At 45.8% G+C, this 26,029-nt stretch carries 24 protein-coding genes; 2 read left to right on the top strand and 22 right to left on the bottom strand.

Going from position 1 to position 26,029, the window contains the following annotated elements:
* From VL525_RS12280 to VL525_RS12270, 3 genes are read right to left on the bottom strand one after another with little or no spacing between them, the layout of a single operon-like run.
* The gene (locus VL525_RS12280; protein ID WP_325386924.1) at positions 1-693 is read right to left on the bottom strand and encodes a response regulator transcription factor; all 693 of its coding nucleotides are present in this window, start codon (positions 691-693) and stop codon (positions 1-3) included.
* On the bottom strand, positions 686-2,359 hold the full coding sequence (locus VL525_RS12275; protein WP_325386922.1) for a HAMP domain-containing sensor histidine kinase: 1,674 nt from the start codon (positions 2,357-2,359) through the stop codon (positions 686-688). Before VL525_RS12275 ends, VL525_RS12280 begins: the two co-directional genes overlap by 8 nt.
* A gap of 11 nt (positions 2,360-2,370) precedes the next feature.
* Positions 2,371-4,266 (bottom strand): S9 family peptidase, encoded by a 1,896-nt coding sequence (locus tag VL525_RS12270; protein WP_325386920.1) that lies wholly within the window; start codon positions 4,264-4,266, stop codon positions 2,371-2,373.
* 151 nt (positions 4,267-4,417) lie between these two features.
* On the opposite strand from VL525_RS12270, the gene VL525_RS12265 reads away from it, so the two are divergent.
* Both VL525_RS12265 and VL525_RS12260 read left to right on the top strand, forming a co-directional pair.
* Complete coding sequence (locus VL525_RS12265) at positions 4,418-6,229, top strand: tetratricopeptide repeat protein (RefSeq protein WP_325386918.1); 1,812 nt, start codon at positions 4,418-4,420, stop codon at positions 6,227-6,229.
* Positions 6,230-6,279: 50 nt separating this feature from the next.
* The gene (locus VL525_RS12260; protein ID WP_325386916.1) at positions 6,280-6,585 is read left to right on the top strand and encodes a DUF4286 family protein; all 306 of its coding nucleotides are present in this window, start codon (positions 6,280-6,282) and stop codon (positions 6,583-6,585) included.
* Between the two features lie 155 nt (positions 6,586-6,740).
* Here VL525_RS12260 and VL525_RS12255 read toward each other — a convergent pair whose 3' ends face one another.
* From VL525_RS12255 to VL525_RS12165, 19 genes are all read right to left on the bottom strand, one after another.
* Positions 6,741-7,502: a metallophosphoesterase family protein gene (locus tag VL525_RS12255; RefSeq protein WP_325386914.1), complete on the bottom strand. Its 762-nt coding sequence runs from the start codon at positions 7,500-7,502 to the stop codon at positions 6,741-6,743.
* A 55-nt stretch (positions 7,503-7,557) separates the two neighbouring features.
* Positions 7,558-8,385, bottom strand: coding sequence for an OmpA family protein (locus tag VL525_RS12250; RefSeq protein WP_325386912.1), 828 nt, complete (start codon positions 8,383-8,385; stop codon positions 7,558-7,560).
* A gap of 21 nt (positions 8,386-8,406) precedes the next feature.
* The gene (locus VL525_RS12245; RefSeq protein ID WP_325386910.1) at positions 8,407-9,072 is read right to left on the bottom strand and encodes a DUF2461 domain-containing protein; all 666 of its coding nucleotides are present in this window, start codon (positions 9,070-9,072) and stop codon (positions 8,407-8,409) included.
* A gap of 121 nt (positions 9,073-9,193) precedes the next feature.
* Positions 9,194-9,463, bottom strand: a complete 270-nt coding sequence (locus tag VL525_RS12240) for a hypothetical protein (RefSeq protein WP_325386908.1) — start codon at positions 9,461-9,463, stop codon at positions 9,194-9,196.
* Between the two features lie 63 nt (positions 9,464-9,526).
* Positions 9,527-10,099, bottom strand: coding sequence for a DUF420 domain-containing protein (locus tag VL525_RS12235; protein WP_325386906.1), 573 nt, complete (start codon positions 10,097-10,099; stop codon positions 9,527-9,529).
* Between the two features lies 1 nt (position 10,100).
* Positions 10,101-10,799, bottom strand: coding sequence for an SCO family protein (locus VL525_RS12230; RefSeq protein ID WP_325386904.1), 699 nt, complete (start codon positions 10,797-10,799; stop codon positions 10,101-10,103).
* Positions 10,799-11,143: a cytochrome C oxidase subunit IV family protein gene (locus VL525_RS12225; RefSeq protein ID WP_325386902.1), complete on the bottom strand. Its 345-nt coding sequence runs from the start codon at positions 11,141-11,143 to the stop codon at positions 10,799-10,801. Before VL525_RS12225 ends, VL525_RS12230 begins: the two co-directional genes overlap by 1 nt.
* A gap of 11 nt (positions 11,144-11,154) precedes the next feature.
* Positions 11,155-11,877, bottom strand: a complete 723-nt coding sequence (locus VL525_RS12220) for a cytochrome c oxidase subunit 3 (RefSeq protein ID WP_325386900.1) — start codon at positions 11,875-11,877, stop codon at positions 11,155-11,157.
* 22 nt (positions 11,878-11,899) lie between these two features.
* Positions 11,900-12,484 (bottom strand): cytochrome c oxidase subunit 3, encoded by a 585-nt coding sequence (locus VL525_RS12215; protein ID WP_325386898.1) that lies wholly within the window; start codon positions 12,482-12,484, stop codon positions 11,900-11,902.
* Between the two features lies 1 nt (position 12,485).
* Positions 12,486-13,346, bottom strand: coding sequence for a heme o synthase (gene cyoE / locus VL525_RS12210; protein ID WP_325386896.1), 861 nt, complete (start codon positions 13,344-13,346; stop codon positions 12,486-12,488).
* Complete coding sequence (locus tag VL525_RS12205; protein ID WP_325386894.1) at positions 13,343-14,401, bottom strand: COX15/CtaA family protein; 1,059 nt, start codon at positions 14,399-14,401, stop codon at positions 13,343-13,345. The genes cyoE and VL525_RS12205 overlap by 4 nt, the downstream gene beginning before the upstream one ends.
* 139 nt (positions 14,402-14,540) lie before the next feature.
* The gene (locus VL525_RS12200; RefSeq protein ID WP_325386892.1) at positions 14,541-16,430 is read right to left on the bottom strand and encodes a cytochrome c oxidase subunit I; all 1,890 of its coding nucleotides are present in this window, start codon (positions 16,428-16,430) and stop codon (positions 14,541-14,543) included.
* A 15-nt stretch (positions 16,431-16,445) separates the two neighbouring features.
* Positions 16,446-17,630 carry a cytochrome c oxidase subunit II gene (locus VL525_RS12195; protein ID WP_325386890.1) on the bottom strand — a complete coding sequence of 395 codons (1,185 nt, stop codon included), beginning with the start codon at positions 17,628-17,630 and terminating at the stop codon, positions 16,446-16,448.
* A gap of 48 nt (positions 17,631-17,678) precedes the next feature.
* On the bottom strand, positions 17,679-18,947 hold the full coding sequence (locus VL525_RS12190) for a quinol:cytochrome C oxidoreductase (protein ID WP_325386888.1): 1,269 nt from the start codon (positions 18,945-18,947) through the stop codon (positions 17,679-17,681).
* 9 nt (positions 18,948-18,956) lie between these two features.
* The gene (locus VL525_RS12185; protein WP_325386886.1) at positions 18,957-19,541 is read right to left on the bottom strand and encodes a cytochrome c; all 585 of its coding nucleotides are present in this window, start codon (positions 19,539-19,541) and stop codon (positions 18,957-18,959) included.
* Entirely contained in the window at positions 19,525-20,061 is a 537-nt protein-coding gene (locus VL525_RS12180; protein WP_147034361.1) for a DUF3341 domain-containing protein, read from the bottom strand. The genes VL525_RS12185 and VL525_RS12180 overlap by 17 nt, the downstream gene beginning before the upstream one ends.
* A gap of 2 nt (positions 20,062-20,063) precedes the next feature.
* Positions 20,064-21,536 (bottom strand): NrfD/PsrC family molybdoenzyme membrane anchor subunit, encoded by a 1,473-nt coding sequence (gene nrfD, locus VL525_RS12175; RefSeq protein ID WP_325386882.1) that lies wholly within the window; start codon positions 21,534-21,536, stop codon positions 20,064-20,066.
* A gap of 25 nt (positions 21,537-21,561) precedes the next feature.
* A complete protein-coding gene (locus tag VL525_RS12170) occupies positions 21,562-24,624 on the bottom strand; it encodes a TAT-variant-translocated molybdopterin oxidoreductase (RefSeq protein WP_325386880.1) in 3,063 nt (1,020 codons plus the stop codon).
* A 37-nt stretch (positions 24,625-24,661) separates the two neighbouring features.
* The gene (locus VL525_RS12165; RefSeq protein WP_325386878.1) at positions 24,662-25,945 is read right to left on the bottom strand and encodes a c-type cytochrome; all 1,284 of its coding nucleotides are present in this window, start codon (positions 25,943-25,945) and stop codon (positions 24,662-24,664) included.
* Between the last annotated feature and the right edge of the window lie 84 nt (positions 25,946-26,029).

Below are 26,029 nucleotides of genomic sequence, written 5' to 3'. Positions count from 1 at the left end.
CTATCCCTCATAGGCAAACTTATACCCTATCCCCCTAACGGTTTGCAGGTATTGAGGCGAATCCGGGTTGTTTTCTATTTTCTTGCGTAGCCTTACAATGTGCATGTCCAGCGTACGGGTGTTCACATCGGCATTGTAGCCCCAAACTTCCATCATCAGTTCTTCGCGGTTGATCACCTTGTTCCGGTTATTCAGGAAATAAAGTAATATCCTGTTCTCCAGTATCGTAAGTTCAACTTTCCTTCCGTCGCGTATCAGCAGGTGCATATTCGGGTGATGCTCCATATTGGCAAATTTATAAGCCTCGGATTTTTCGTTATTGAGCGAAAACTTGATCTTATTATCGATCATCGCCACTAAAACATCCATGTTAAATGGCTTGGTGATGTAATCCGAAACACCAAAATTATAGGCTTCTATCTTATCTACATCCTGGGCCTTGGCGGTCATCATAATAACGAGTTTGTCGTAACCTTTTTCGCGTATAGCTGTACATACATCGCTGCCCTGCTTACCGGGCAGCATCCAGTCGAGCAGTGCGATGTGCGGTTGCTCTGCCAATATCATTCCCTCGGCGTCGTCGCCGTTATCGGCTTCAAATACTTTATATCCTTCGGCCTGTAAACGTTCAGACACCAGGAAGCGCAGATTTTCATCGTCTTCGACAAGCGCTATTTTTATTTCCTTATCCATTGTTTGTTTTTGTTAACTGCCCGGCCGTTTCATAAGGCAATGTGACTATGAACTCCGAGCCCTCGTGTATTTTCGAATTTACTGTTATTTCGCCTTCCATAAAATTAACCAGTTCCTTACAAAATGCCAGGCCCAGGCCTACGCTGCCGTTTTGGTTATACTGGTTCTGTATCCTGTAAAACTTTTTAAATATATGAGTAATCTCGTCTTTTGCAATACCTATACCCCTGTCCGCAAATGAGAAAATGATATTCTTTTTGTCAGTCCGGATATTAATATTGAGCTCCCTTCTTTTGGGGTTTGAGTACTTATAGGCATTTTCCATCAGGTTTTGAAACACACTGCCTAATAACACCGGATCAGAATAAAAATTGCCCGGCACCTGTACTTTATATTCTATTTTAAAGTCGGGGTATTTTATTTTGAAGGTATCGATATAACCCCGTACAAATTCATCCACGTTAATTTCTTCTCTTTTAACATTGATAGCATTGTTCTCAAGCTGCGTAAGCGACAGCAATTTATTCATCAGGTCATTAAGCTTATCAGCTTCTTCATCCAGTATTTTGCCGTAGTGCTTTCGCTGCCGTTCGCTCAGTTCGCTGTCGCTCTTAAGGTTCGATCCGGCAATCTTGATCACGCTTACCGGCGTTTTAAACTCGTGTGTAAAATTATTGATAAAATCGTACTGAAGCTTAAACAGTTTCATGTTCACATCCAGGTTACGATAGATGAGCCAGCCGATGATCACGAGGAAAATATAGATCAGCAATACCATTGCCCCGGTTGGCATAAATCGCCGGTTCACTTCCGCATTAAGGTAATCCAAAGGCGAGCTAAAAAAAAGCTTATAGTCCGAAAATGCGCCTGGCAGCAGCGATTCAGTTACAATATTGGTGCTGTCATTCTCTATCGGGTCATAAACAACCGGCCGTATCGAAACAGTTTTATATAGTTCGGGATGGCTGTTACTAACCTTAAGCACCCGCTCATCCAGGTCGAAGGTTAACATGTTCTGCTTATAGATAGTGCCCTGGTGGTTGGCCAGCTGCAATTCGCGGTACCGCTTCACCTCCTCGCGCCTTGGAATATTGAGATAGCTTATTTTCCCGGGCTGTATCTCGTAAAATGTCTTAAATTTCTCATCCTGCGTGGGCTCGCGCGAGGTATCAGCAACGGTAATAAAATTGGCCAGCCGATTGGCCATAGTTTCAAAATCACTATAATCTTCGGGGCGGCCCTTCCTGGTACTCAGCATCCTGCCGTCTTTCGAATAATATTCATATAACGATTTCAGGCCGATGTCCAGTCCGCCTTCGCCAGCCTGTTTATTGGTCTGGCTGCCTATGGTGACATCAAAAAAAACAATACGCTTTACAAAGGGGTATTTTTTAAAAACCGATGACGAGTAACTGGCTGCCGAGGCCGAATCAAGAAAGCCCTGGTAAAAGGTGATCTCTGGTATTGTAAGCTGGAAAAAATCGTTATAGGGTTTGATGGTTTGCTCCTGTACGTCTATCTTTTTAGCGGCAAATTCATTTTCAACATAGCGCGATGTCAGGTTATAGCTGATAAAAAGGGCAACAATAAACGTGGCCGATATCAATATCAGGAAAGCAATGATCAATGAGAAGTTCTTCCGGTAAATACCTTTATCTGCCTGCATCGCCACGGGTATTAATGTTTCACCCGCATATTATTGCCCAGGAATTTTTCTATTTCAGCATACATCTCCATCCGGTTATGCTCATTCCTGAAAAATTTACGCTCGTTTTGTTTTAGATAATAGGTTACAGGTACATTTTGTTTTTTTAGTTCGCGCACAAACTGATTTAGTTCGCTGATATTGGCGGTCTCGTCCCTGGCCCCCTGGAATATCAGCAAAGGTGCTTTGATCTTATCGGTATGGAACACCGGCGATATGGCCCGCAATTGCTCGGCATCTGTTTCAGGGTTGCCAATCATTTCGTACATCATTTGCAGCCTTGGTTTAAAATAAGGCGGCACATCTTTAATATAGGTAAAAAAGTTTATGAGCCCATATTGCACTACTGCACAATTATACAGGTCGGGGTGATAGGATATGCCGTAAAGCGCCGAAAAGCCGCCAAAGCCGCCACCAAAAATGGCCACTTTTTTAGGGTCGGCTATTTTCTGGCTGATGAGCCATTTCACTCCGTCGGTTATGTCGTCCTGTATTTTACCGCCTGCTTGTTTAAGTCCTGCGCTATAAAAAGCCTTACCATAGCCCGTCGACCCGCGGTAATTAACCTGGAAAACGGCATAACCGCGGTTAGTTAAAAACTGCACCTCGTCATTATATCCCCAGGTATTCCGGCTGCGCCACGGTCCGTCGTGCGGCATCACTACTACCGGCAGGTTGGTAGTCTTGTCGCCCTGCGGCAGGGTAAGATAGCCGTTTATCAGCAGTCCGTCGCCCGCCCTGAACGAAACGGGTTTCATCGCGCACAGTTCCTCGGGTTTAATGCTGGAATTAATATCCCCCAGCTTGGTTAGCTTCATGCCGCCTGTTTCGTAAAGGTAATAGGTACCCGGGTTGCGGTCGGTATAAGTGAAAACAATGAATTTATTCTCTGCACTGTCGCGCCCAACTATAATCATTTCGGTATTATGCAGGCGCCGCGACAGGGTATCGTAAATATGTTTTACATCGTCGTTCAGAAAATGCTCGGTAGGCCGTTCCTCCTGGCATATCGCCATTTCGAGGCGGTGCTTATTCCGCGAATAGTCCACCCTGTCAATGTCTGCCTTGTCGCAGGTGAATATTACCTTCTTCTCTTTACCTGTTTTAGCATCTATCTCAACCAGCGCCGTCTTATCCTGGTTTACATTGGATAAAGCATAAAAATCGGTGCCGTCCCCAATAAAAGCAATGGGCGCTACCCTATTCTTGAAATTGTTTTTGATGATAGGTTTAAACGGCGATCTGTCATCCTCTCGAAAAAGTATAGTTTCATCTACCCCGTCGGTCGACTTTACCAGCCGTATTTTGCCGTCATCGTCCGGAAACCATTCGGTAATATTGCCCGGATTCATCAAATAAGGCTTCAGCTCGCCTGTTTTGATATTGAGCCTGTACACATCGAAATTGGCAGGGTCCCGTTTATTCATGATTATGGTCACAATGTCGGGTTCCTTTTTGTTGCGGTTGTTCAAAATCCTTATCCTGCCTTTTTCAAGCGACAGCAGGTCTCGCGTTTGCGAAGTCGCAACATCCAGCGCAAACATCCTAAATTCGTCCAGTGCGATAACGTCCTGTATGAAAACGATCTGGTCATTATACGTCCACGAATACTCCCTTACAGAATAATCGGTTAACGATGTTGCCATGTGTTCCTGCCCGTCGGCCAGCGACCGGATGACAATATTTTGCTTGCCTTTGAAGGGTTTCAGGTAAGAAATGTATTTCCCGTCGGGCGATACGCGGAAAAAGCTTTCCTCGGGTGTTTTAAAAAAATCACTGATAGGTATTTGCCTAACCTCGTGCTTTTTGCACGAAAAAAGGCCGCTAATTATCGATATAAAAAATAATATTCTAAGTCTATTCAACATAACAGCAGTTAACTGTGACCTGTTCATGTAGGTTAAACTTAGACAAATTACCCTACCAATACAAACTGTCACTACAATTTTACCGCTTCCTGCCGTTATATATAAATGCCCGATAGATCCAAAATAGTTTCAATTGATTATTTTTGAGAAGATGAAGCGATTAGCTGCGATTATTGTTTTTGCCCTTTTCACAAGTTCCGTTGTTTTTGCCCAGGTTGACGAATTGCAGCTGGCCCGCCAGTTTACCACCAATGGCGAGCTGCAAAAGGCGCTTGATATATACCAAAAGCTGTATAAACAGGATAACGAGGCCTATTTTCCCTTTTATGTGAATGGCTTACTCGGACTGAAAAAGTTTGACGAGGCCGAAAGCGTTGCAAAAAAAATGCTTCGCAAGCACCCTGCGGACTTCAAATATTCTATTGCGCTCGGCCGTGTTTACACACAAAAAGGGGACATTGACAAAGCAAACGCCGTTTACGACGACCTGGTAAAAAACCTGCCTGCCGACGCCGGCGAAATAGCTAACCTTGCCACTCAATTTTACCAGGCCGAGAATACTGATTACGCAGTCAAAATATTTTTGCAGGGCCGCAAGCTTTTGAACAACGATAAGCTTTACACCTTTGAGTTGATAGGCTTATACCGCTTTAAGCGCGATAAAGCAGGGCTGATAGAGGAGTATTTGAATTTTTTGCCCGAGAACCCGGCTTTTATAACACAGGCCGAAAACACGCTTTCTGCGATGTTTGACGGCAGCGCCGACTACGACTTATTGAAAACTGCCGTGCTGAGGCGCATTCAAAAGGACCCGCAGCAGACGATCTATGTCGACCTGCTGACCTGGCAGTATTTACAGCAAAAGGATTACGACCAGGCGCTGAACCAGTCGCTTGCGCTAAGCCGGCGCCAAAACGACGATGGCAACAGCATTTTCGACCTGTGCCAAACGCTGGTTTCGGACCAGGCTTATGATACTGCTATTCGCGGGTATGAATATGTTATAGCCAAAGGGAAAGACCAGCCTTTGTATATACCCGCAAAGATCGAACTGATCAATACAAAAAACCTGCTGGTAACGTCGGGAAAATATACGCAGGCCGACCTGATCGGGCTTGAAAAGGACTATACTGATCTGTTGAACGAGTTCGGCAAAACAAGCAGCACCGTTTTTGCCATGCAGCGGCTGGCAAAGCTACAGGCCTTTAAACTGCATAAACTGGCCGATGCGCAAAAATTGCTGGAAGAAGCGATCAATATCCCTGATATTAAACCAAATATGCAGGCATCCTGCAAGCTTGATCTGGGTGATATCTACCTGATGAATAACGAACCCTGGGAAGCAACGTTGCTTTACCAGCAGGTGGAAACCGGTTATCCCAATACCAATATTTCGCAGGAAGCTAAATTCAGGGATGCAAAGCTGGCTTACTACACCGGCGACTTTGCGTGGGCCAAAGGCCAGTTAGATATTCTGAAAGCAGCAACATCCCAGTTAATAGCCAATGATGCGCTGAACCTTTCGCTTTTGATCTCGGATAACCTGCAGGCCGACACCAGCGGCGGCGCTCTTAAAATGTATGCACGCGCCGATCTGCACATTTTTGCCGAGCAACCTGAGAAAGCCATCATGACGCTTGACAGCATCGGCATAAAATACCCTGATAACGCCCTGAGCGATGATATACTGATGGCCAAGGCACGCATACTGATACAGCAAAAAAACTTTACCGATGCGATAGTGCCACTAAAAAAAATTGTGGAGGAGCACCCTTTCAACCTTTGGGCCGACGATGCGGTTTTTATGCTGGGCGACCTCTACGAAAATAAATTGAACAATAAGGAGCAGGCTAAAGTTTATTATCAGAAGGTCATAACCGACTACGCCGGCAGCCTTTGGATAAACGAGGCGCGGAAGCGTTTCAGGATACTACGGGGTGACAAACAGGTGGGGGACTCTTGATTAATTATTGATTTAATGATTTATTGAACCATGTATTGTACTTTTGGCAGATGTTAGTCTACAACGAAACTTTTATAATTGACGATGCCCTGGAACAGGAATGGTTACAGTGGATAAAAAACAATCATATCCCGGCCGTGCTCGGCACCGGAGCTTTTGATAGCTACAAGCTGCTTTTCATCATGGATTCGCCGAATGAAGGGGTAACCTATTGCCTGCAGTTTCATACGGACACCGTAGAACGTTACAGTGATTTTCACTACAAGCACATGGACGCTATCCATTCAAAACATAATGCGCAGTTCGAAGAAAGGTTTGCGCTGTTCCATACCTTGATGGAGGAAGTGGAGTTATAGATTGGTCCGGAAAAAAATTTGTCATTGCGAGGAGGAACGACGAAGCAACCGCTTCGCCATTGCATACCCGCATGTATCGCGACGACGTTGCTTTGGCCCCCCTTCGCTTAAACCCTAACAGGGCCGCGCAATGACATAGTTAAATATTATATGGACTAAGAAGAGCGCAGCTCCTTAGGCATCCTGCCGTAAAGTAAATATTTCGCCCACTTTTCATTACCGTTTTTTAATGCCGCTTCAGAGGCGGCGTTCCAGTCGTAGGCGCATAGCACCTGTTCAATACTGATGGCGTCGTTATCGGAACGTACTACTGCGTACTTGGCATGTGGTGTCATAGATTCCATAGCAAAGCGATGTTCCCCATTTCCCAGGTAGGCTGGTAGGCCAACACTCCCCGGGTTCAGAATGATCTTATCATTTGACAGGTACACCACCCTGTTTACATGCGAATGCCCGCAAAGAATAACACGCTCTCTGACATGGGCGAGTTTGGCAATAAGTTCTTCGTCGTTATAAACAAATACACCGTTCGCGGTTACTTTCTCCAGCAGGTATTCATCGTCGCTTCCGGGCGTGCCATGACAAACGAAGAACAGGCCATCGCAGCTGGCTGTCTTCAGCAGGGTCCGTAGCCAGGTTATGCTTTGTTCCGATAGTTCGGCTTTTACCCGTGCCATGCCTTCCTTGTCAAAATCGCCGTCCACACTTTCCAGTATCTCGCGGTCGGTATTCCCGCTGATGCATAGCATCTCATTCGCCCTCAACATATCCGCCACGGCCTCCGGCTCGAGCGCGCCAAAAAAATGATCGCCAAGGTTGATGATCCGGTCTATCTTTCTCGACCGAATATCTTCAAGCACCGCCTTTAGTGCCAGCGAATTACCGTGTATATCAGAAATGATGGCGTATGACTTCATAGCTCTTTTGAAACATTAACAAAAAAAGAAAGCCCCTTGTTCAGGGGCTTATATGCTATTGCTTTATCAAATTGTAAATCTCATCCAGCTTTGGCGTCAGCACAATTTCGATGCGCCTGTTTTTGGCCAGGGCATCGGGCGTGGTGCCTTCATCAACAGGCTGATATTGACTTTTTCCGGTAGCGGTGAGCCTGTGCGGATCAACCCCCTGGGCTTCTGTCAGAAAGCGTGTTACCGACGTGGCGCGCAGCACACTCAAATCCCAGTTGTCTTTTATCTGTCCAAGGTTGTTCACTTTTTTGATGTCGGTATGGCCCTCAACTGCAATGTTAATATCCGGTTCCTTGTTCAATACAGCCGCCAGCTGGACCAGGGCATCCTTGCCATGCTGATCGATAATGATACTTCCGGATGGGAACAATAACTTATCCGCAAGCGAAACATATACCTTACCATCGCGGATGTCAACCGTCAACCCGCTGTTCTGGAATCCAAGCAGCGCCTTTTGCAATTTATCGCGCAATGCGGCCGATGCAGCGTCGCGTTTCTTCAGGGCATCCTCAACCTCTTTCAGGCGCGCCTCGCGTTTTTGCAGATCACTCGAAAGCTCGCTTACTTTCGAAGAGGTATTGCTGTAATTATCATTCAGTTTGTTGTAATTAGCGTTAAGCGTGTTGTAGCTGTTCTGCAGGTCGGCCAGCTGGCGGTGCAAGTGCATGGTATCGGCCTGCAGGGCTGATACCTGTGCTTCCAGACTGGTGCTGCGGGTACTTAACGAGTCGCGTTCGGCTAATAGGTTCTTGTATTTCTTGGGCGAAAGCACAACGCACGAATGCAGTGTACAACAAAATAGCCCGGCAAGTAAATAGTATTTAATTTTCATGGTTTAAGGATTATGGTGGGGTTAAGAGACTGCATTTTTCAGGAACACGTTTAACGGGTACAATTTACTGCAAATAGTTGCTATCCTCTGCACAATTCCTTCCGTCATCATTTCTTTATCGGTAAAACTGTGTTCGGCCACGAACGATTTCAGCTTAAGCAAGCTTATATTTTCGTTGTCAGCGCTGTATCCTTGTGGAACAGTTTTCAATTGTTCTTGTTTTCTGAACTCGCCGAATAGTTTTTTAAACTCCGGCTCATCCACCACCTTTTTAAGGGCGCCTGCATTGTAGTCTATCTCCTGCCTTATCTTTTTCAACTGGTCGTTCTCGGGCATCCAGCTGCCGCCGGCAATAAACGACGCGCCGGGCTGAACATGCATATAATAGCCAATGTGCATTACGTTTTTGCCCGATGTAAGTTTACCAATACCGAAATTGTTCTTATAAGGTGTTTTATCGGGGCTAAAGCGAATGTCGCGGTATATGCGCAGTACCGCCTTTTTGGGATCGAGCGAGGCATCAAGATTCGGATCTACCTTACTTAATTCTTTGATCAGTTCGCCCGCAAATTCTATTACATTTTCTTTGGCTTTATCATGTGCATCCTTATGCGCCATAAACCAATCGCGGTTATTATTGTCAGCAATATCTTTCAGGAAAGTAAATGTTTCCGGGTATATCTTCATATAAAAACAGGCTTTACAGATGCAGCGATTGCGGGGGTGAATATCCGAAACTTATTCGCCAAAGCAAAACAAAATACCGGCTGACCCGACTATTTTATAGAGAAATTACAATAGCTTTTGCTCAGTTAAGGTTGAGCTTTTCGTGCGGAATATTAAGGTCGATGTTTTTGCGGCGATACTTTTTGTACCAGATAAAGCCAATGGCTGCAGCGGCAACGTAAGGTGCTGCAAGCAGGTAAATGATGCCGTTATTAAGCCCTTTAGTAGTAAGCGCGCCGCTTTTATTATTCGATTCGACAGCGGTGGTACACATGGCGCACTGGGCGTTCACTTCAGCCGCGCTGAAGATCATCAGGCTAAAAACAACAACAACCAGTAATCTTTTCATCATTGCAAAAATAGGCTATTAGTTTCGAATATAGAAGCGACAATTCAGAATTTGACAATTCCAATTTCAGAAATGATAGTAAGGCGATATCATCAGGTAAACTATCACTCCCGTTACTGTTACATACAGCCATATCGGGAACGCCCACCTTACTATTTTTTTATGTTTTTCCACCTGCATTTGCAGACCCCGGTAAAAGCTTAACAGGATAAGCGGAAGCACCACGGCAGCCAGTACTATATGAGGAATTAAAATACAAAAGTATAATGTCCGCATACCGCCCGCGGCAGCCAGTTCAGTGGCTGATACTGCGCCATCGCCGTTTATATCGCCATAGCGGGTTTCCGGTGTCAGGTAATGGAACAAGATATAGGAAACCAGGAAAAGCGACGACAGGATAAATGCAATGATATTGATGCGTTTATGTATGGTAACCTTTTTTTGCTTAATAAAATATAAAGATAACAACAGCAGTACCGTACAGGTGCCATTAAGTATCGCGTTAAGTTTAGGCAGAAAGATAGCAAATGAGGGAACAACTGCCGGCCTTGGCAATATTTTAAGGCTTAATATAAACACCACTAAAAACACAAATACGGATACAGCGGCTACAAAACGGAATATAAATCTATCGGTCATATCAATACAATGGTTTTTCTTTACTGCGGTATTCTTCCAGCATCAGCACTTTTATTTCGTCGTTCAAACGGGTAACTTCTTTTATTGATATATCATAATAACCCCTTATCCGCTTATGCGAATCGACAAGCACAAGTTTATCGGGATAAATGAAATCGCCCTTGCCTTCATCCACCACGTTCATCAGGAATCCCTGGCGGATGAGCGGATAGACAGTCGCGGTGTCGCCCGTAAGGAATGACCACTTGGGGCCCGGATGTTCAAATTGCCTGCTGTAATGGTCAAGCGCCTTTACAGAATCGCGTTGCGGATCTACAGTTACCGAAACAAAATAGGCGAGTTCGCTTTTTACGTAATTGCGGCTAAGGCTATCGATGTAACCATTGATAACATGGCAGAGCGTGGGGCAATGGGTATAGAAAAATCCTGCTACAAATATCTTGTTGTCGAATGTCTTTGGAGTAACGGTTCTGCCGTGCTGGTCGTACAATTTAAAATTGCCCAACGTATGAAAAATGGTGTCTGGTATCTCCTTTCCCTTTACGTTATGAAATGTTCCGGCCAGGGGCTTAGGCCCGAATATTGGCAGGGGATGATACCGGTTCTCGCCTTTAACAGTCAGCAAATAATATAAAAATCCCGGTAGTATCAGTATAACTACCAGGATCAATATCTTTTTGGGTAGGCTTGTTTTGTTCATTACATCCTCAAATCGACCCAGTGGTGGCTCTCGTTAGTAAGCACAAGGATCAATCCGATTATAAACAGGACAGGCACTATGATAGCGAATATCAATCCCATTTTCTCAAACTTAAGGTGCATGAAATAACCGACAATATAAAATGCCTTAGCAAGCGTCAACACGATGTATATCGGATTAGCGGTATGGTAAGTAATAATATCGTGGGGCACCAGGTAAAGTGCAATAAAAAACTCTACTGCTGTAATTCCCAACAACACAAAAAAGACATTCCATATTCTTTTTTTGGTCATGGTGTCGCCATGCTCTTCGGCATGTTCGGTATGAATAGGTTCTGATGACATGATCTGAATTTTTAAACGAGGTAAAAGAAGGTAAACACAAATACCCAAACAAGGTCTACAAAGTGCCAGTAAAGGCCTATCTTTTCAACCATTAAATAGCTGCCGCGCTTCTCGTAAGTACCTTTCAATACGTTAATAGTAATAATGATATTGATAACCACCCCGCTGAATACGTGGAAACCGTGGAAACCTGTTATCGTAAAGAATAAGTTAGCGAACTGGTGGCCATAGGTTGTCATGGTGACATCCGACGCTTTGTCGTGGAACAGTGATTTCAGCTCCTCCATATTAGGTATATGCCCCCACCAAAAGCCCTCATTATGCAAGTGGGTCCATTCCAGCGCCTGGCAGCCCAAAAACATTAAACCGCCAATGATGGTGCCTATCATCCACCAAACCACTTCTTTTTTTGCCCCGCGGTGCCCGGCTTCAACAGCCAGTACCATGGTAACCGAGCTCATGATGAGGATAAAGGTCATTAAACCAACAAACACAAGCGGCGCACCATGTTCTATCATACCGGGTACCGACTGGAAAACCAGGTCCGGCGCGGGCCATGCGGCTGAACTAAAGCGCAAAGCGCCGTAAGAAATTAACAAAGACGAGAAGGTAAACGCGTCCGAAAGAAGAAAAAACCACATCATCATTTTTCCGTACTCGACAGAAAAAGGCGATCTGCCCCCCGCCCAGGGTGTTGTTTTAACTTCGTCGATTTGTGATACTGTTGTACTCATTTGTACTTGTGTGTTGGTATTATTAATTCTGGTTCAAAAGTAAAAAAACATATAAATAAATCCATATAATATCGATAAAATGCCAAAATATTGAGGCCAGATCCATACGGAATAAATTTATCGATTGCGGTTTGCCCCTGCTTGAGCCTAAAATCGCCGCTACCAGGAAGCCAAGGCCCGCTATTATATGCACCAGGTGCGTGCCGGTTAATACGTAAACGAAGGAACGCGTAGCGTTAGGATTAACAAAATATATCCCCATTTTATAGGTCAGCACATACCAGCCGTATACCTGCAGGATAAAGAAAGTGATGCCCAGGGCCATGGTGATCCAAATAAAAAGGCGTTGTTTGCCCGGCTGTGAATGCTTTGCCGCGCGCGACGCCAGTATCAGCGTGATACTGCTTGTTGCAATTACAATGGTGCTATAAATAAACACATGCGGCATTTGCACATTCAGCGCATGCCCGTTTCCGCCGGCATACACAATGAAGCCGCTTGTAAGCGCGGCGAAAATCATGAACGAAGCAAACACGAACAGCCATAGTACAAATTTTTTTGCACCCAGGTTCTGCCTGTCGTTTTCCTTTGTTATCTGAGCCATCATCCTATTTTCCTAAAAAATCAAACAAAAACATTAACTGTACAACCGGCAGGTAAAAAAAAGATGCGAACATCACCCTTCGTGCCGATATGATATCCCGTTTTATCAAAAGTAGGGTTGCCAGGTACAAAAATACTAAACCGCACGCTAATGATACGCCCCCAACCCAATAACCTCCATAATGATAGAAAGTTGGCAGCAGGCTTACCGGCAGCAATATGAGGGTAGATATAAAGGTAAGGACTGCGCTCCCCGCGTCGCGTTTGCCTGTGGGCAGCAGGCGAAAGCCCGCCAGTTTATAATCGTCGTCCAACACCCAGGCAATGGCCCAAAAATGCGGGAACTGCCATACAAACTGTATCCCGAATACGATAAGCGCTATCTCGTCGATAGTGCCGTAACCTGCTACATAACCGATAAGCGGCGGCAAAGCACCCGGTATGGCCCCCACAAATACGGCTATTGGCGATATCCGCTTCAGCGGCGTATAGGCAAAGGCGTAAAATAAGATGGAGAATACCGACAATATACCGGTAGGCAAATTAAGGTACCCTAAAAGATAAGTTCCGGCTAAAGCCATTCCCAGACCCAATATCAGTGCCTGGCCGGTTGTCATGTGGCCGGCGGGGATAGGACGGTCTTTGGTACGCTTCATTAACTTATCAAGGTCCTTTTCAATTATCTCGTTAAAACAGTTAGCTGCCCCCGTAACCAGGAAACCACCGGCGATAAGCATCCCCCAATGCAGCCAGTTGATTGGCTGGCCCGTAGCTTTGCTGCCAATAAGAAACGTAACCGAAGCTGAAAACACGACCAAAAATGTTAGCCTGAATTTGATCAGCTTTGAAAAATCCTTCCACTTCATACGCCAGCTCCCGACATCCTTACCGACCTGTACAGGTTCAGCATTAAATAAAACTGTGCGCCAAACATCACGCTCGCCAAAAGTATATGAGCCGCCTGTGCAAACGGCGGTAATGAAAGATACGAAAGTATGATGCCTGTAACTATCTGCAACATGATGATGAGAAAAGTAAAACTCATCAGTTGCTGCTGTACCGAATGCCTGCTAAAGTGCCTGCGGATAAGGGCATATAACATGAGGTTGGCAAATAACACCAAAATAGCAAGATCTCTGTGCTGAACAAATATCTGCCCTACACTATTCAGCCAGCCATTACGGTAAGCGCTTAAACGGGCCGAAACGGCGTCCACCCTTTCGCGTACTTCGCTGCCCATGGTAATTTGTATCACGCTTATCACCAGGCAGGCCCAGGTAACCAGGTGTATCAACGGTATCGTTTTGATCCTCATTTTACCATGTACCCTGGCGGCATGATAAGTATAAATGGCGATAGCAAGTATAGCCAGCGCCAGCAGCATGTGAACCGTGACCACCCAGGGCACCAGGTTTGTGGACACGACGATAGATCCAAGCCATCCCTGGAAACCAACCAATACCAGGTTGAACACGCTCAGGATAACAATAAGCTTACTTTTACCCCAATAGCTGAATGAGAATATGGCCGTCGCAAATAATCCGAGACCGGTTATTACGCCTACCAGCCTGTTTGCATATTCCGTCCACGTTTTGGTGGCGTTAAAATCTTCGGGTACTAATATGGATTTATCCTGCCTCAACCTGGTCGCAAGATCACCGAAACCGAGCACATCAAGCGTTTTTGCAAAATGCTCATTCTTTTTTACCCTTTGGGCCACATACTTCTGCTTGTAGTCTTTTGGCAACTGGGAAATGTTGGTAGGTGGCACAATACAGCCAAAACATTTAGGCCAGTCGGGGCAACCCATTCCCGACCCTGTACCACGCACAACGGCACCCGCAAGTATCACCATAAAAAGAAACATGATGGTAATACGATTGGTTTTTTGAAACCTGTTTTCCGGTGCTGTTTTGTTCATTTAAACGCCTAAAAATTTAGGGTACCTGTTTTAAGTCCTGAGTTCTGAGTCTTGAGCCTTAAGTCAAATTAACTCCAGACTCGGGACCTAAGACTGCATACTTAAAGCAGATACCCTAAAAGATCAGAATAGCAATATCTTATTTTACCTCTTCGCCCGGCTTGTTAGCCTTTACCCACGTGTTGTATTGCTCAAGCCCCGCAGGATTGTCCTCAAAATCATGCGGCAGGTTTGATGCCATTGTTTCAGAGTAAGGAGTAGTTTGCGGTATAAAATCTGCATCATGCCCTGGCTTGCTGTAATCGTACGGCCAGCGGTAAACTGTCGGAATTTCGCCCGGCCAGTTTCCGTGGATATGCTCGATAGGAGCTGTCCATTCCAGCGTAGTCGCATTCCATGGGTTTTGTGACGGCCGCTTTCCAAAAAATATCGAATGGAAAAAGTTGTACAGGAACGCCACCTGCGCCAGTGCTGCCACAATAGCGGCCCAGGTAATAAATGTATTTACTGATAACCAATGATTAAATGCAGGAAATGCGGTCATGGCGTAATAACGGCGTGGTACACCATCCAACCCCATAAAGTGCATCGGGAAGAATACCAGGTAGGCACAAATGAATGTGATCCAAAAGTGCAGGTAACCTAATTTCTCGTCCATCAAACGACCGGCAAATAATTTCGGGAACCAGTGGTAAACCCCGGCAAGCATACCGAAGATAGCCGCCGAACCCATTACCAGGTGGAAGTGGGCAACAACGAAATAAGTATCGTGCAGGTTGATGTCCAATGCGGAGTTACCAAGAAATATACCGGTTAACCCGCCGGAAATGAAGAACGATACCAACCCGATAGCAAACAGCATGGCTGGTGTAAAGCGGATATTACCGCGCCACATGGTGGCTATCCAGTTGAATGTTTTTACTGCCGAAGGTACCGCGATAATGAGCGTTGTGATCATGAACACCCCTCCAAGGAACGGGTTCATACCGGTAACAAACATGTGGTGCCCCCAAACAATGAACGACAGCGTTGTGATACCTATCAACGAGTAAACCATCGCATGGTAACCGAAGATCGGCTTGCGCGAGTTAACAGCGATAACCTCCGACGATATACCCATCGCCGGCATAATTACGATATATACTTCGGGGTGACCCAGGAACCAGAACAAGTGCTGGAACAGGATAGGGCTACCGCCCGAGTACGGTAATAATTTTCCGTTCAATACAATGTCGGACAAGTAGAAGCTTGTGCCGAAACTGCGGTCGAATATCAATAATACCACACCTGCAACCAGTACAGGAAACGAAAGGATACCCAGGATAGCTGTCAGGAAAAATGCCCAAACGGTCAAAGGCATTTTCCAAAGGTCCATACCTTTGGTACGCATGTTCAATACCGTACTTACATAGTTGATACCGCCCATCAGCGACGACGCGATAAAGCATACCATGCTTATCAGCCACAAGGTCATACCCAGTTCGGAGCCTTTCATTGCCTTTGGCAAAGCCGACAGCGGCGGATAAATGGTCCACCCCGGCCCGGCAGGACCCTTTTGGATAAAGAAAGATGAAAGCATGATCACACTGGCCATAAAGAAGAACCAGTAGGACAGCATATTTACAAATGGCGATGCCATATCGCGGGAACCCACCTGTAATGGAATAAGTAAGTTACTGAAAGTACCGCTCAAGCCGGCTGTCAATACAAAGAATACCATGATGGTACCGTGTATGGTTACCAGCGAAAGATAAAACTCGGGATCTAAACGCCCGCCCGGTGCGAAACGGCCCAGCAGGGTTTCCAGCAACGGGAAGGTTTTATCGGGATATGCAAGCTGGATCCTGAAAAGGATAGATAACAGCATAGCGATAACTGCCATAGTAATACCTGTTATAAGGAATTGCTTGGCGATCATTTTATGATCCTGGCTGAAAACGTATTTGGTTATAAAAGTGTCATGATGATGGTGTTCGTGATCGTGATCATGAACGGATGCCCCGTGATCGTGAACTGCTAATGTTGACATAATCGCTATACTTGATTAATTATTTAATGCTACCCTTTTCCCTGTTAACTCTTTTACCTGGCTGCCGTAAGCAAGTTGCCATTCTTTCTTCAACTGATCGCTCACGTAAGGTTTCTGACGGGAGAGCCAATCCTGGTACTCCGCCTCAGTAACTACCATTACAACCTTTTGCATGTTATAGTGACCGCCACCGCAAATTTTGTTGCAGTACAACAAGTAATTGAAGTTAGGGTCATCAAGTCTGTTGCGCATATCGGCAGTGGTGATTGTCGGCGTAAATTTGAAAAAAGTTGGTAAACCCGGAACCGCATTCATCTGCACGCGGAAGTGCGGCAGGTAAACGCTATGGATAACGTCTTGTGCATGAATATTAAGCCTGATGGATTTATTTACCGGCAACATCAGTGTATCGGCTTTCAGATCATCGTAGCTGTTCCTGTCTTTTGGGCTTACAGCCAGCATATTGGTCGTGGTGTAATATAACTGATAATCGGACGAACCTAACTTGCCGTCTTTACCTGGATACCGGAGTTCCCATTGAAACTGGTGCCCGGTTATCTCGATATTGATATCCCCTTTAACATCTTTAGTATTGGTTACTTCGCGCCAGGTGAAAAATCCGAACACCACCAAAATCGTTAACACAATGGCCGGAATAATGGTCCATATTTTTTCGATGGTATTATTGTGCGGATAGTAATAACCCTTGCGTTTTTCGGAACCACGGTATTTAAATGCAAACCCGAAAAGCAACACCTGGGTAAGCAGGAATACGATCATGGTAATAGCTGTCGTAACCCAGAACATCATGTCGATCTTGCCGCCATGCGCCGATGCTGCTTCGGGCAATATATGCGTACCCTGTTCTGTAAATGACCAGTATGTACCATACAAACCTGCAACGAGGAAGACTATACAAATAACACCAATAATGTTGTTCCACTGGATGCCTTTTTTCCCCTGCATCTTCAGGGTAAGATCGTATATCTTTAATATTTTCCCCACTACGGCAACGATAACGCATACCAGCAGGAAAAGCAGGACATAGTAGCCTACACCCAACCACATGGCGCCTTTATCAACCGGTGCATCCGTTCCCGCGGCTGCAGTTTGCGCCATCAGGGTATTTGTACCCAACAACGTAAACGCGGCAAAAAGCGAAAGTATTTTTTTAGAATCTATTAGTCTTCTGAATCCCATTTTAATATCTGTTTGGTATTCTGTATCAGGTTGCAAATTTAGTAATTATTAAATGTGATGATGTAAGCTCTCTTCCAGGAAAGGGTGTTTCTTTGGTATCAGCGATTTGAATTTGCTCAACGTACTTAGCAACAGGAAGGTAAACAAACCTGCAAATCCGATAAATACACCTGGCTCTACCCAACTGATAACACCCCAGTACCAGTGCGCGTGCGGAGCTATTGTACCCGGAGCGATCATCTGGAAATAGTCCAGCCAGTGGCCGCATATTAATATGATACACATTACCTTTAAAGTACCAACGTACCGTTTCGAATCGCGCGACATTAATACCAGCAACGGCGCACCAAAGTTGATAGCGATATTGAGCCAGAACCAAACTTTAAAATCAGGTTCCCATCTTCTGTAGAAATAAGCGGATTCTTCAGGAATGTTAGCATACCAGGTTAACAGGAACTGCGCAAACCATAGGTAAGTCCAGAATACCGAAAAGGCAAACATGAACAGACCCATATTGTGCAAATGGTCCTGCGTAACCCAGGGCAGGTAACCGGCCTTCCTGAGGTAAATGATAACCAGTGTCATAACCGCCAGTCCGCTCACCCATAAGGCAGCCAAATTATACCAGCCGAACATAGTAGAGAACCAGCGTGCCTCCAGCGACATGATGGTATCGAAAGCAAATACCGGCACAGTAAAACCAAACAATACCAGGAACACAGCTGAGGTAACAAAGCTTTTGTTGTAAAACTTCATGCCGCCCAATTCATCCTCGTTGGTCGAATATTTATGAAGCAACCATCCAAATAAGCTGTAGATAGCCAGCATACCGATCATACGGATGAGGAAGAAGCTAACATTTAAAAAGCCCGATTTGCCTGCAATCACAGCATCATATATTCCGCTGCCTTTAACGGTTAAGTCTTTGGTGGCCCAGCGAGCGTACAAATAAGGTTCAACGTGTTCCTTACCATCTACATTAACCGTATGGGTCATAGACAGGCCCGCTACTACAATGATCACAAGCAGAAGGGCCGCTACAGGTAATACCCGGCCAAAAGCCTGGGGTATACGCAAAATAGATGCGGACCAGCCTGCCTGTGCGGCGTATTGGATGGCGCAGAACATTACGCCTGCCGAACAAACGCAGGTAAAATAGTAACCCATCAGCAGCAGGTTTGAAAAAGTGCGCTGCTGATGCCCGGTTAAAAACCCTGCTAAAATGGTTACAACACCAATAACAATAGCGATCAAGCTCCAGGTTTTTACTTTGCCTGTAAATTGATATTGCTCGTCAAAACTATTATGAGTCTTCATTTAATAATATTATTGTTTTTGTAAATGGTGCACATACATAATTACTTTCCAGCGCTCCTCCGGTGCAAGCTGCGAAGCGTATGAACCCATTGCATTTACTCCATAAGTTATGGTATGATAGATTTTGCCGTCGGTCAGGTCTTTCATGTTACCGCCGCGCGACGAAACACCGCTCGAATAAGATGGCGGAGCCGGGTAACCGTGCTGTACCACCAAACCGTCGCCCTGGCCATTCAAACCGTGGCATGGCGAGCAGAAGTGCTCGAAAAGCACTTTGCCATCAGCAAAATTCGCAGCGGTTTGTGGCAGCGGGCTGGTTACTTCGGTACCTGCTTTCTCATACCCGTCTTTTGTATTTGGATAGTCGAACGTAACAAAACCGACAGGGATAGTTCCTGCTGGCGGTGTTTGTGCTGTTTTACCGTCTTTAAAGTTAGGGTTGGCCTGGTCGGGGTCATACGCTATATGCTCGTACATATTGGGGGCGTATTCCCAACCCGTGCTTCGTTTATCCTTGCACGAGGTAATTACAACCGTAGCCGCTATAGCTACAGATGCTATCCCCAATACTTTTATTTTATTCATAGCTAACATATTTTCTGTCGTTATGCTTTATTTCAACCGCCCCGGCTTCTTTTAAAATATTCGTAATGTCCTCGTGCGGGATATTCCCTTTAGCGTCGATAGCGATCACAAAACGATCGTCGGTTGCGCGCAGCTCCATTACCCGCGGCGCACGGCCAGGGAACAGGTGCGTAGCAAAGAAGAAAGTAATCGTCATACCAAACGCCGTAAATAACACGGTCCACTCAAAAGTTGCAGGGATAAAGTTCGGAACTGCAAATGCCGGTTTACCACCGATATTCATCGGCCAGTCGTGCACCAGCGTATAATAAATGATGCTGAAAATGGTTGTACCGCCCAGGCAGCCGAACATGAAAGCTGCGTAACCCAAACGCGATGACTTGATACCCAGCTTATCGTCTATCCCGTGGATAGGCATAGGGGTATAAACATCATAAATAGGGACGCTGTTCTTCTGCAATTTATCGATCCCGTGCATCATTACATCCGGATCATCAAAAAGGCCCAATATAAATTTAGTGCTGCTCATTGTTACTTCGCATTATATTCTGACAGTTCAACGCTGTCAAATTTCGTTAACGACTGTTTGTAAAATTCGGCTTGTTCAGGATCGACATGACCCTCAGCCATCAATTTCTTTTTAGCCTGTTCGCTCGAGCTCTTCAGCAACAGTTTCACTTCGGCCATGGCTATTGACGGGAACACCCTGATGAACAGCAGGAACATAGTAAAGAATAAGCCGATAGACCCCACAAACACGCTCATATCAACCCAGGTTGGATAAAACATCGCCCAGCTTGACGGAATAAAGTCGCGGTGAAGCGAGATCACGATGATCACAAAACGTTCGAACCACATACCGATATTTACCACGATGGATAAAACCCACGAGATAGGAATATTCGTCCTTACTTTTTTGAACCACATCATCTGGGTCATCAGCACGTTACAGCCATACATCATACAACCTGCCCACCAGTACGGGCCGGTAAACCTGTTCAGGAATGTGTATTGCTCGTATTCGCCGCCTGAGTAATAAGCGATGAAAAATTCTGTCAGGTAAGCAACGCCTACGATAGAGCCTGTCAAAAGGATGATCTTATTCATCGATTCGATGTGGAACATCGTGATGTAGTTTTCCAGCCCCAACACCTTGCGCGCTACCAGCAGCAGGGTTTGCACCATAGCGAAACCCGAAAAGATAGCACCCGCAACAAAGTATGGCGGGAAGATAGTGGTGTGCCATCCCGGTTCAAGCGATGTGGCAAAGTCCATGGATACGATGGTATGTACCGAAAGTACCAGTGGTGTCGAAACGCCGGCAAGTATAAGTGATACCGTCTCGAAACGCTGCCAGGTTTTTACTGAGCCTGTCCAGCCGAATGAGCATATTGAATATATCCTGCGGCGGATGCCTGTTGCACGGTCACGGATGGTGGCCAGGTCGGGTAATAAACCTGTGTACCAGAATAATAACGATACCGAGAAGTAAGTCGAGATCGCAAATACGTCCCATACCAGCGGCGAGTTGAAGTTAACCCACAGCGAGCCGAACTGGTTTGGCAGCGGCAGCGGCCAGTATGCCAGCCACGGACGGCCCATGTGCGACACCACATAAGTAGCCGCGCAAATTACCGCGAAGATAGTCATCGCCTCGGCAGAGCGGTTGATGGAGTTACGCCAGTTTTGACGGAACAGCAGCAAAATGGCCGAAATAAGTGTTCCGGCGTGACCGATACCTACCCACCACACGAAACCGGTGATGTCCCAGGCCCAGCCTACTGTTTTGTTCAACCCCCACGAACCTATACCAAACCAGAATGTCCAGCTTACGGCAAACACCCACAGCAACGCACCAAGCGATGATATAGTGAAGCCGATCCACCAGGCTTTATTGGGCATATTTTCTACCGGTTTAAGGATATCGTCCGTTATTTTGGCGTAGGTTATATTCTCGCCTGTTATTAACGGTTCCCTAATTATTGATTCTTGATGAGATGCCATGTTATATCAATATCTCTTTTATAATTTATGCTAATGTTTCTGCAGTGTTCCTAACTTTCACCTGGTAACCAATACCCGGTTTCACGCCAAGCTCTTCCAATACATAATATGTTCTTTCGCTCTTCAACAGTTGTGAAACTTCTGAATTCGGGTCGCTTGCATTACCAAATACGATAGCGTTGGTAGGGCATGTTTGCTGGCAGGCCATTTTGATATCGCCGTCTTTAAGCGGGCGTTTTTCAATTTTAGCTTTCAGCTTACCTGCCTGGATACGCTGGATACACATTGAGCATTTTTCCATTACACCGCGGAAACGGGTAGTAACATCAGGATTCAATACAAGATGTGTATGTTCGTTGATCAGGTAATTATCAAAACGCGAATCGTTCCAGTAGTTAAACCAGTTAAAGCGGCGCACTTTGTACGGGCAGTTGTTAGCGCAGTAACGGGTACCCACGCAACGGTTATAAGCCATGTGGTTTATACCTTCGCTGGAGTGTACGGTAGCCAATACCGGGCATACTGTTTCGCAAGGCGCATGATCGCAATGCTGGCAAAGCATAGGCTGGTAAACAACCGCTACATTGTCCAGGTCTTTCAGGTCCTCGATCTCTTTTTCTTCGGTTATTGATTTACCGTCTTCGTTGAAGCTGTAATAACGGTCGATACGTATCCAGTGCATTTCGCGGCGGCGGCGAACCTCGTCGCGACCTACAACAGGCACGTTATTTTCGGCGCTGCAGGCAACTACACAGGCACCGCAACCGGTACAGGCGTTCAGGTCTATGGCCATTACCCAGTTGTACTGCGGATGATCGTAATCGTCCCAAAGATCTTCGTATTCTTTATGTTTCAACGAACCGCCGCTGTTTGACGATGGGTCCTTAACATATTCTTTAAATGTTGTCTCGCGGATAACGTTACGGCCCTCGATAGAGTGGTGGGTTTGCGTTTGCGCCAGGATAACGTTATCGCCCGTGGTGCTGATGGCAGCAACCGTAGCGGTCTGGAAAGTTCCGTTTACAAAATTCAGGAACGGATAAACGTTTTTACCTACACCCTGCCCTACCGGACCAGCTTCGGTACGACCGTAACCGAGGGCTATAGAGATAGTACCCTGTGCCTGGCCCGGCTGCACCAATATTGGCAACGCAATGCTATAACTGGCATTGTTGTTCGGATTCTTTACTTCGATATTGATCACATCGCCCTGCACGTAACCAGCCTTCTTCATATCGGTTGGCGACATGGCTGCAAAGTTATCCCAGGTAACTTTCGATACCGGGTCGGGCAATTCCTGCAGCCACGGGTTATTGGCGCGCTTGCCATCGCGCAAAGCGATAGACTGGTAAAGCTGAACCTCATATTGTTTATCACCTTTAGCCTCGAGCGTTGTGCCCTGATTAAGGATGGTTTGCGCCACACCGTTAAGGTCCTTAGCAAACGAGTAGCTGCCCGCCGGTTTGTCGGCAACTTTTATAAAGCCGGTTTGCAATAAAGTTTCCCAGCCCTTTTGACCTGATAAACCGCCTTTAGCAAGTAACTCCTTATCCCAGGTGTTCCTAACGTAAGTGTAATAATCTTTTACCGTGCTGTCCGACCATACCATCAGGCTTTGTTCGGCCTGGCGGGTATCATATACCGGGTTGATGGTTGGCTGTATTACGGTGTAGTAACCTTCAACAGCATTCCCGTCGCCCCATGATTCGAGATAGTAATGATTTGGTGCAACGATATTACAGATAACCGACGTTTCGTCTTTACGGTCCGCAAAAGTTACTTTCAGGCGTACTTTCTTCAAAGCATCTTTTATAGCCTGGCCGTTGTGGTATTCGTAAACCGGGTTCGAATTCAGGAAGAAAACGGCATCAACTTCGCCGCGGTTCATTTCGCCAACGAAATCGGTAAACTCTGCATCGTTACCTTTATATTGATTTGAATAATTATCCAGGTCGATGGTAGTACCATAGCTGCCCAATTGAGCATTGATGGCATTTACCAAAATTTGCTTAGCTACGTCGTTGCTACCGCAAACTACAAGGGCCTTGCCCTGGGCAGCTTTCAATTCGGCAGCAACCAGTTTCACCGCTTTATCAGCCGAGCTATTGCCCATTGGCTTACTGCCCGGCAAGGTGGTGCCCGATAGAGCGTTGTACAGGTTTACCAGCGCCAAGCCTTCTTCCGAAGGTTTGATGAGGATACGGGTATCGGCATTTGAACCGGTCAGGCTCATACCGGTCTCGAACTGGATATGACGCGACATTTTTTTGCCTGCCAGCGATTTGCTGCCACGGTTCTTAACCCACTGGCCCATGAACTCGGATGGCGATATCCAGGTACCCAGGAAATCGGCGCCGAAGCTGACGATCACATCTGCCTTGTCAAAATTGTAATGCGGGATAACCGCTTTACCAAAGCTGTTCTGGTTAGCCTGTATGATACCGGTATAAGATACCGCATCGTAGGTAATATGCTTCGTGTTTGGATATTGTGCAATAAAATCGGCAATTACAGCTAAAGTTGAAGGGCTGTTGATGGTTGAAGTTACCAGCCTTATCTTTTTGCCACCGGTTTTTATAGCGCCGAGTTCTCTTTTTACAAAGGTGTCTATTTCATTCCAGCTCGAATCGCCGCCGTCAAGCATTGGGTTGTTCAGCCGGTTATAGTCATAAAGATCAAGAACGGAAGCTTGTGCCTGGGCGCTCAAACCGCCTTTTGCCAAAACATCATTCGGGTTACCTTCAATTTTGATAGGGCGGCCTTCGCGGGTTTTTACCAGGATAGCGTGGCCGTCGTAAGTAGAAACATAATAGTTAGCTACACCCGGGGTTACCTCTTCTGGTTTTATAAGGTAAGGAATAGATTTATGCACCGGTACCTTTTGACAAGCAGCCAGTGTTACAGCGCCTACGCCGAAACCTAATGCTTTCAAAAAATCGCGGCGCGGTGTTTTGCCCATAAGTCCGCCGCCGCTCAATACCTCTTCGATAGGGATCGGCTCGGCAAACTCATGTTTATTTTTCTCAACAAATTCCGGCTCGTTGTTTAGTTCTTCTAAACCCTTCCAGTATTTTTTATTGCTGTCCATTTAAGCTATATAAACTGTAATGTTTTTCAAATATTTATTAATAATGGCACTTGCCGCACTCGATACCGCCCATCATGGCTTCTGTCACTTTCTCACCTTTCCTTATCATTTCGTGAACAGCTTCCATTTTTTCGTAATAAGCGTTTCCTTTTGTGTTAACCTCGGTACGTTTGTGGCACTGGATACACCATTTCATGGTAAGGGGCGAGTATTGATAAACCTCTTTCATGGTCTCAACCGGCCCGTGGCAGGTCTGGCATTTCAGGCCTTGTACTTTTACGTGCTGCGAGTGGTTGAAATAAGCAAAATCGGGCAGGTTATGGATGCGAACCCACTGTACCGGCCTCATCTTGGTGCTGTCGTATTTCTGCGTCTGCGGATCGTACCCAAGCGCATCGTATATCTTGTGTATTTCTGCAGACGGAGCATTAGAGCCTTTAAGGCCAGTGATCACCTTGTGGCAGTTCATACAAACATTTAGCGAAGGGATAGAAGCATTTTTTGATTTATAAGCTCCCGTATGGCAGTACTGGCAGTTGATCTTCATAGCGCCCGCATGCAGGTCGTGCGGGAACTTGATCGGCTGAACAGGCTGATAACCCTGGTGCACGTCGGTATTCCACATGGTCATCCAGGTCCATCCGCCGCCGGCTATAGATACGCACAGCAATACAAAGAATACAAACTTTTTATTTTTCGCAAGCTTTTTGATACCTGCATATTTATCAACCTGTACTTCTTCAACAGGAACAGGTTCAACCAGCAGGTCGGGTTTATTAGCTATCAGGCGTTCAAGCGTTTTAACAACCTTGTTCAATACCATGATAACTATAAAGGCTACAAGGATAACACCGATAAGGCCGAATATCATGATATTGCTTGGGCCTTTGTCGGTTTCAACAGCGCCACCAGCCGGAGCTTTTTTCGCATCCTCCTGCATGGTTTTCCACTCTGTACGCACATAGGTTAAAATGTTCGTAACGTCGGCATCGGTCAGATCGGGAAAAACAGTCATATTAGACTGGTTATACTCATTGTAGATAGCCAGGGCTTTGGGGTCCTTTGCTGCAATGAGCGCCGTGTTGTTCTGTATCCATTTTACCAGGAACTTTTCGTCAGTTTCCTTATCAAGCTGCGGGCCTAAAGCGGGACCGATCAAACGCTGGTCGACCTTATGGCATGCGGTACATTTTGCTTCAAATATGGTTTTGCCTTTGGCGGCATCTCCCTGCGCATACGCAGAAAGACCCAAAATAGTAAAACCGGCGACAAGCAGAACCGACCTTGAGAATTGTTTTAAAATCAATGAGATGCTTCTCATAAAGTGTATTTATGCTAAATAATTTTCCGTATTATCTGTTTGAAACCAATTGCAGACGTATTAATCGTTCAGATTTTTCAGCCA

This window comes from Mucilaginibacter sp. (assembly GCF_035492695.1).
In the GTDB taxonomy this organism is placed as follows: Bacteria; Bacteroidota; Bacteroidia; order Sphingobacteriales; family Sphingobacteriaceae; genus Mucilaginibacter.
This window is presented reverse-complemented; position numbering and strand designations above follow the sequence as displayed.

Coding starts and splice junctions, on each gene's coding strand:
- VL525_RS12240 (WP_325386908.1), bottom strand. CDS start 9,463: ATGATGAAAAGATTACTGGTTGTTGTTGTTTTTAGCCTGATGATCTTC.
- cyoE (WP_325386896.1), bottom strand. CDS start 13,346: ATGAAGTGGAAGGATTTTTCAAAGCTGATCAAATTCAGGCTAACATTT.
- VL525_RS12265 (WP_325386918.1), top strand. CDS start 4,418: ATGAAGCGATTAGCTGCGATTATTGTTTTTGCCCTTTTCACAAGTTCC.
- nrfD (WP_325386882.1), bottom strand. CDS start 21,536: ATGGCATCTCATCAAGAATCAATAATTAGGGAACCGTTAATAACAGGC.
- VL525_RS12230 (WP_325386904.1), bottom strand. CDS start 10,799: ATGAACAAAACAAGCCTACCCAAAAAGATATTGATCCTGGTAGTTATA.
- VL525_RS12205 (WP_325386894.1), bottom strand. CDS start 14,401: ATGAACAAAACAGCACCGGAAAACAGGTTTCAAAAAACCAATCGTATT.
- VL525_RS12235 (WP_325386906.1), bottom strand. CDS start 10,099: ATGACCGATAGATTTATATTCCGTTTTGTAGCCGCTGTATCCGTATTT.
- VL525_RS12200 (WP_325386892.1), bottom strand. CDS start 16,430: ATGTCAACATTAGCAGTTCACGATCACGGGGCATCCGTTCATGATCAC.
- VL525_RS12260 (WP_325386916.1), top strand. CDS start 6,280: ATGTTAGTCTACAACGAAACTTTTATAATTGACGATGCCCTGGAACAG.
- VL525_RS12195 (WP_325386890.1), bottom strand. CDS start 17,630: ATGGGATTCAGAAGACTAATAGATTCTAAAAAAATACTTTCGCTTTTT.
- VL525_RS12275 (WP_325386922.1), bottom strand. CDS start 2,359: ATGCAGGCAGATAAAGGTATTTACCGGAAGAACTTCTCATTGATCATT.
- VL525_RS12215 (WP_325386898.1), bottom strand. CDS start 12,484: ATGATGGCTCAGATAACAAAGGAAAACGACAGGCAGAACCTGGGTGCA.
- VL525_RS12185 (WP_325386886.1), bottom strand. CDS start 19,541: ATGTTAGCTATGAATAAAATAAAAGTATTGGGGATAGCATCTGTAGCT.
- VL525_RS12165 (WP_325386878.1), bottom strand. CDS start 25,945: ATGAGAAGCATCTCATTGATTTTAAAACAATTCTCAAGGTCGGTTCTG.
- VL525_RS12180 (WP_147034361.1), bottom strand. CDS start 20,061: ATGAGCAGCACTAAATTTATATTGGGCCTTTTTGATGATCCGGATGTA.
- VL525_RS12225 (WP_325386902.1), bottom strand. CDS start 11,143: ATGTCATCAGAACCTATTCATACCGAACATGCCGAAGAGCATGGCGAC.
- VL525_RS12255 (WP_325386914.1), bottom strand. CDS start 7,502: ATGAAGTCATACGCCATCATTTCTGATATACACGGTAATTCGCTGGCA.
- VL525_RS12220 (WP_325386900.1), bottom strand. CDS start 11,877: ATGAGTACAACAGTATCACAAATCGACGAAGTTAAAACAACACCCTGG.
- VL525_RS12190 (WP_325386888.1), bottom strand. CDS start 18,947: ATGAAGACTCATAATAGTTTTGACGAGCAATATCAATTTACAGGCAAA.
- VL525_RS12170 (WP_325386880.1), bottom strand. CDS start 24,624: ATGGACAGCAATAAAAAATACTGGAAGGGTTTAGAAGAACTAAACAAC.
- VL525_RS12245 (WP_325386910.1), bottom strand. CDS start 9,072: ATGAAGATATACCCGGAAACATTTACTTTCCTGAAAGATATTGCTGAC.
- VL525_RS12250 (WP_325386912.1), bottom strand. CDS start 8,385: ATGAAAATTAAATACTATTTACTTGCCGGGCTATTTTGTTGTACACTG.
- VL525_RS12280 (WP_325386924.1), bottom strand. CDS start 693: ATGGATAAGGAAATAAAAATAGCGCTTGTCGAAGACGATGAAAATCTG.
- VL525_RS12270 (WP_325386920.1), bottom strand. CDS start 4,266: ATGTTGAATAGACTTAGAATATTATTTTTTATATCGATAATTAGCGGC.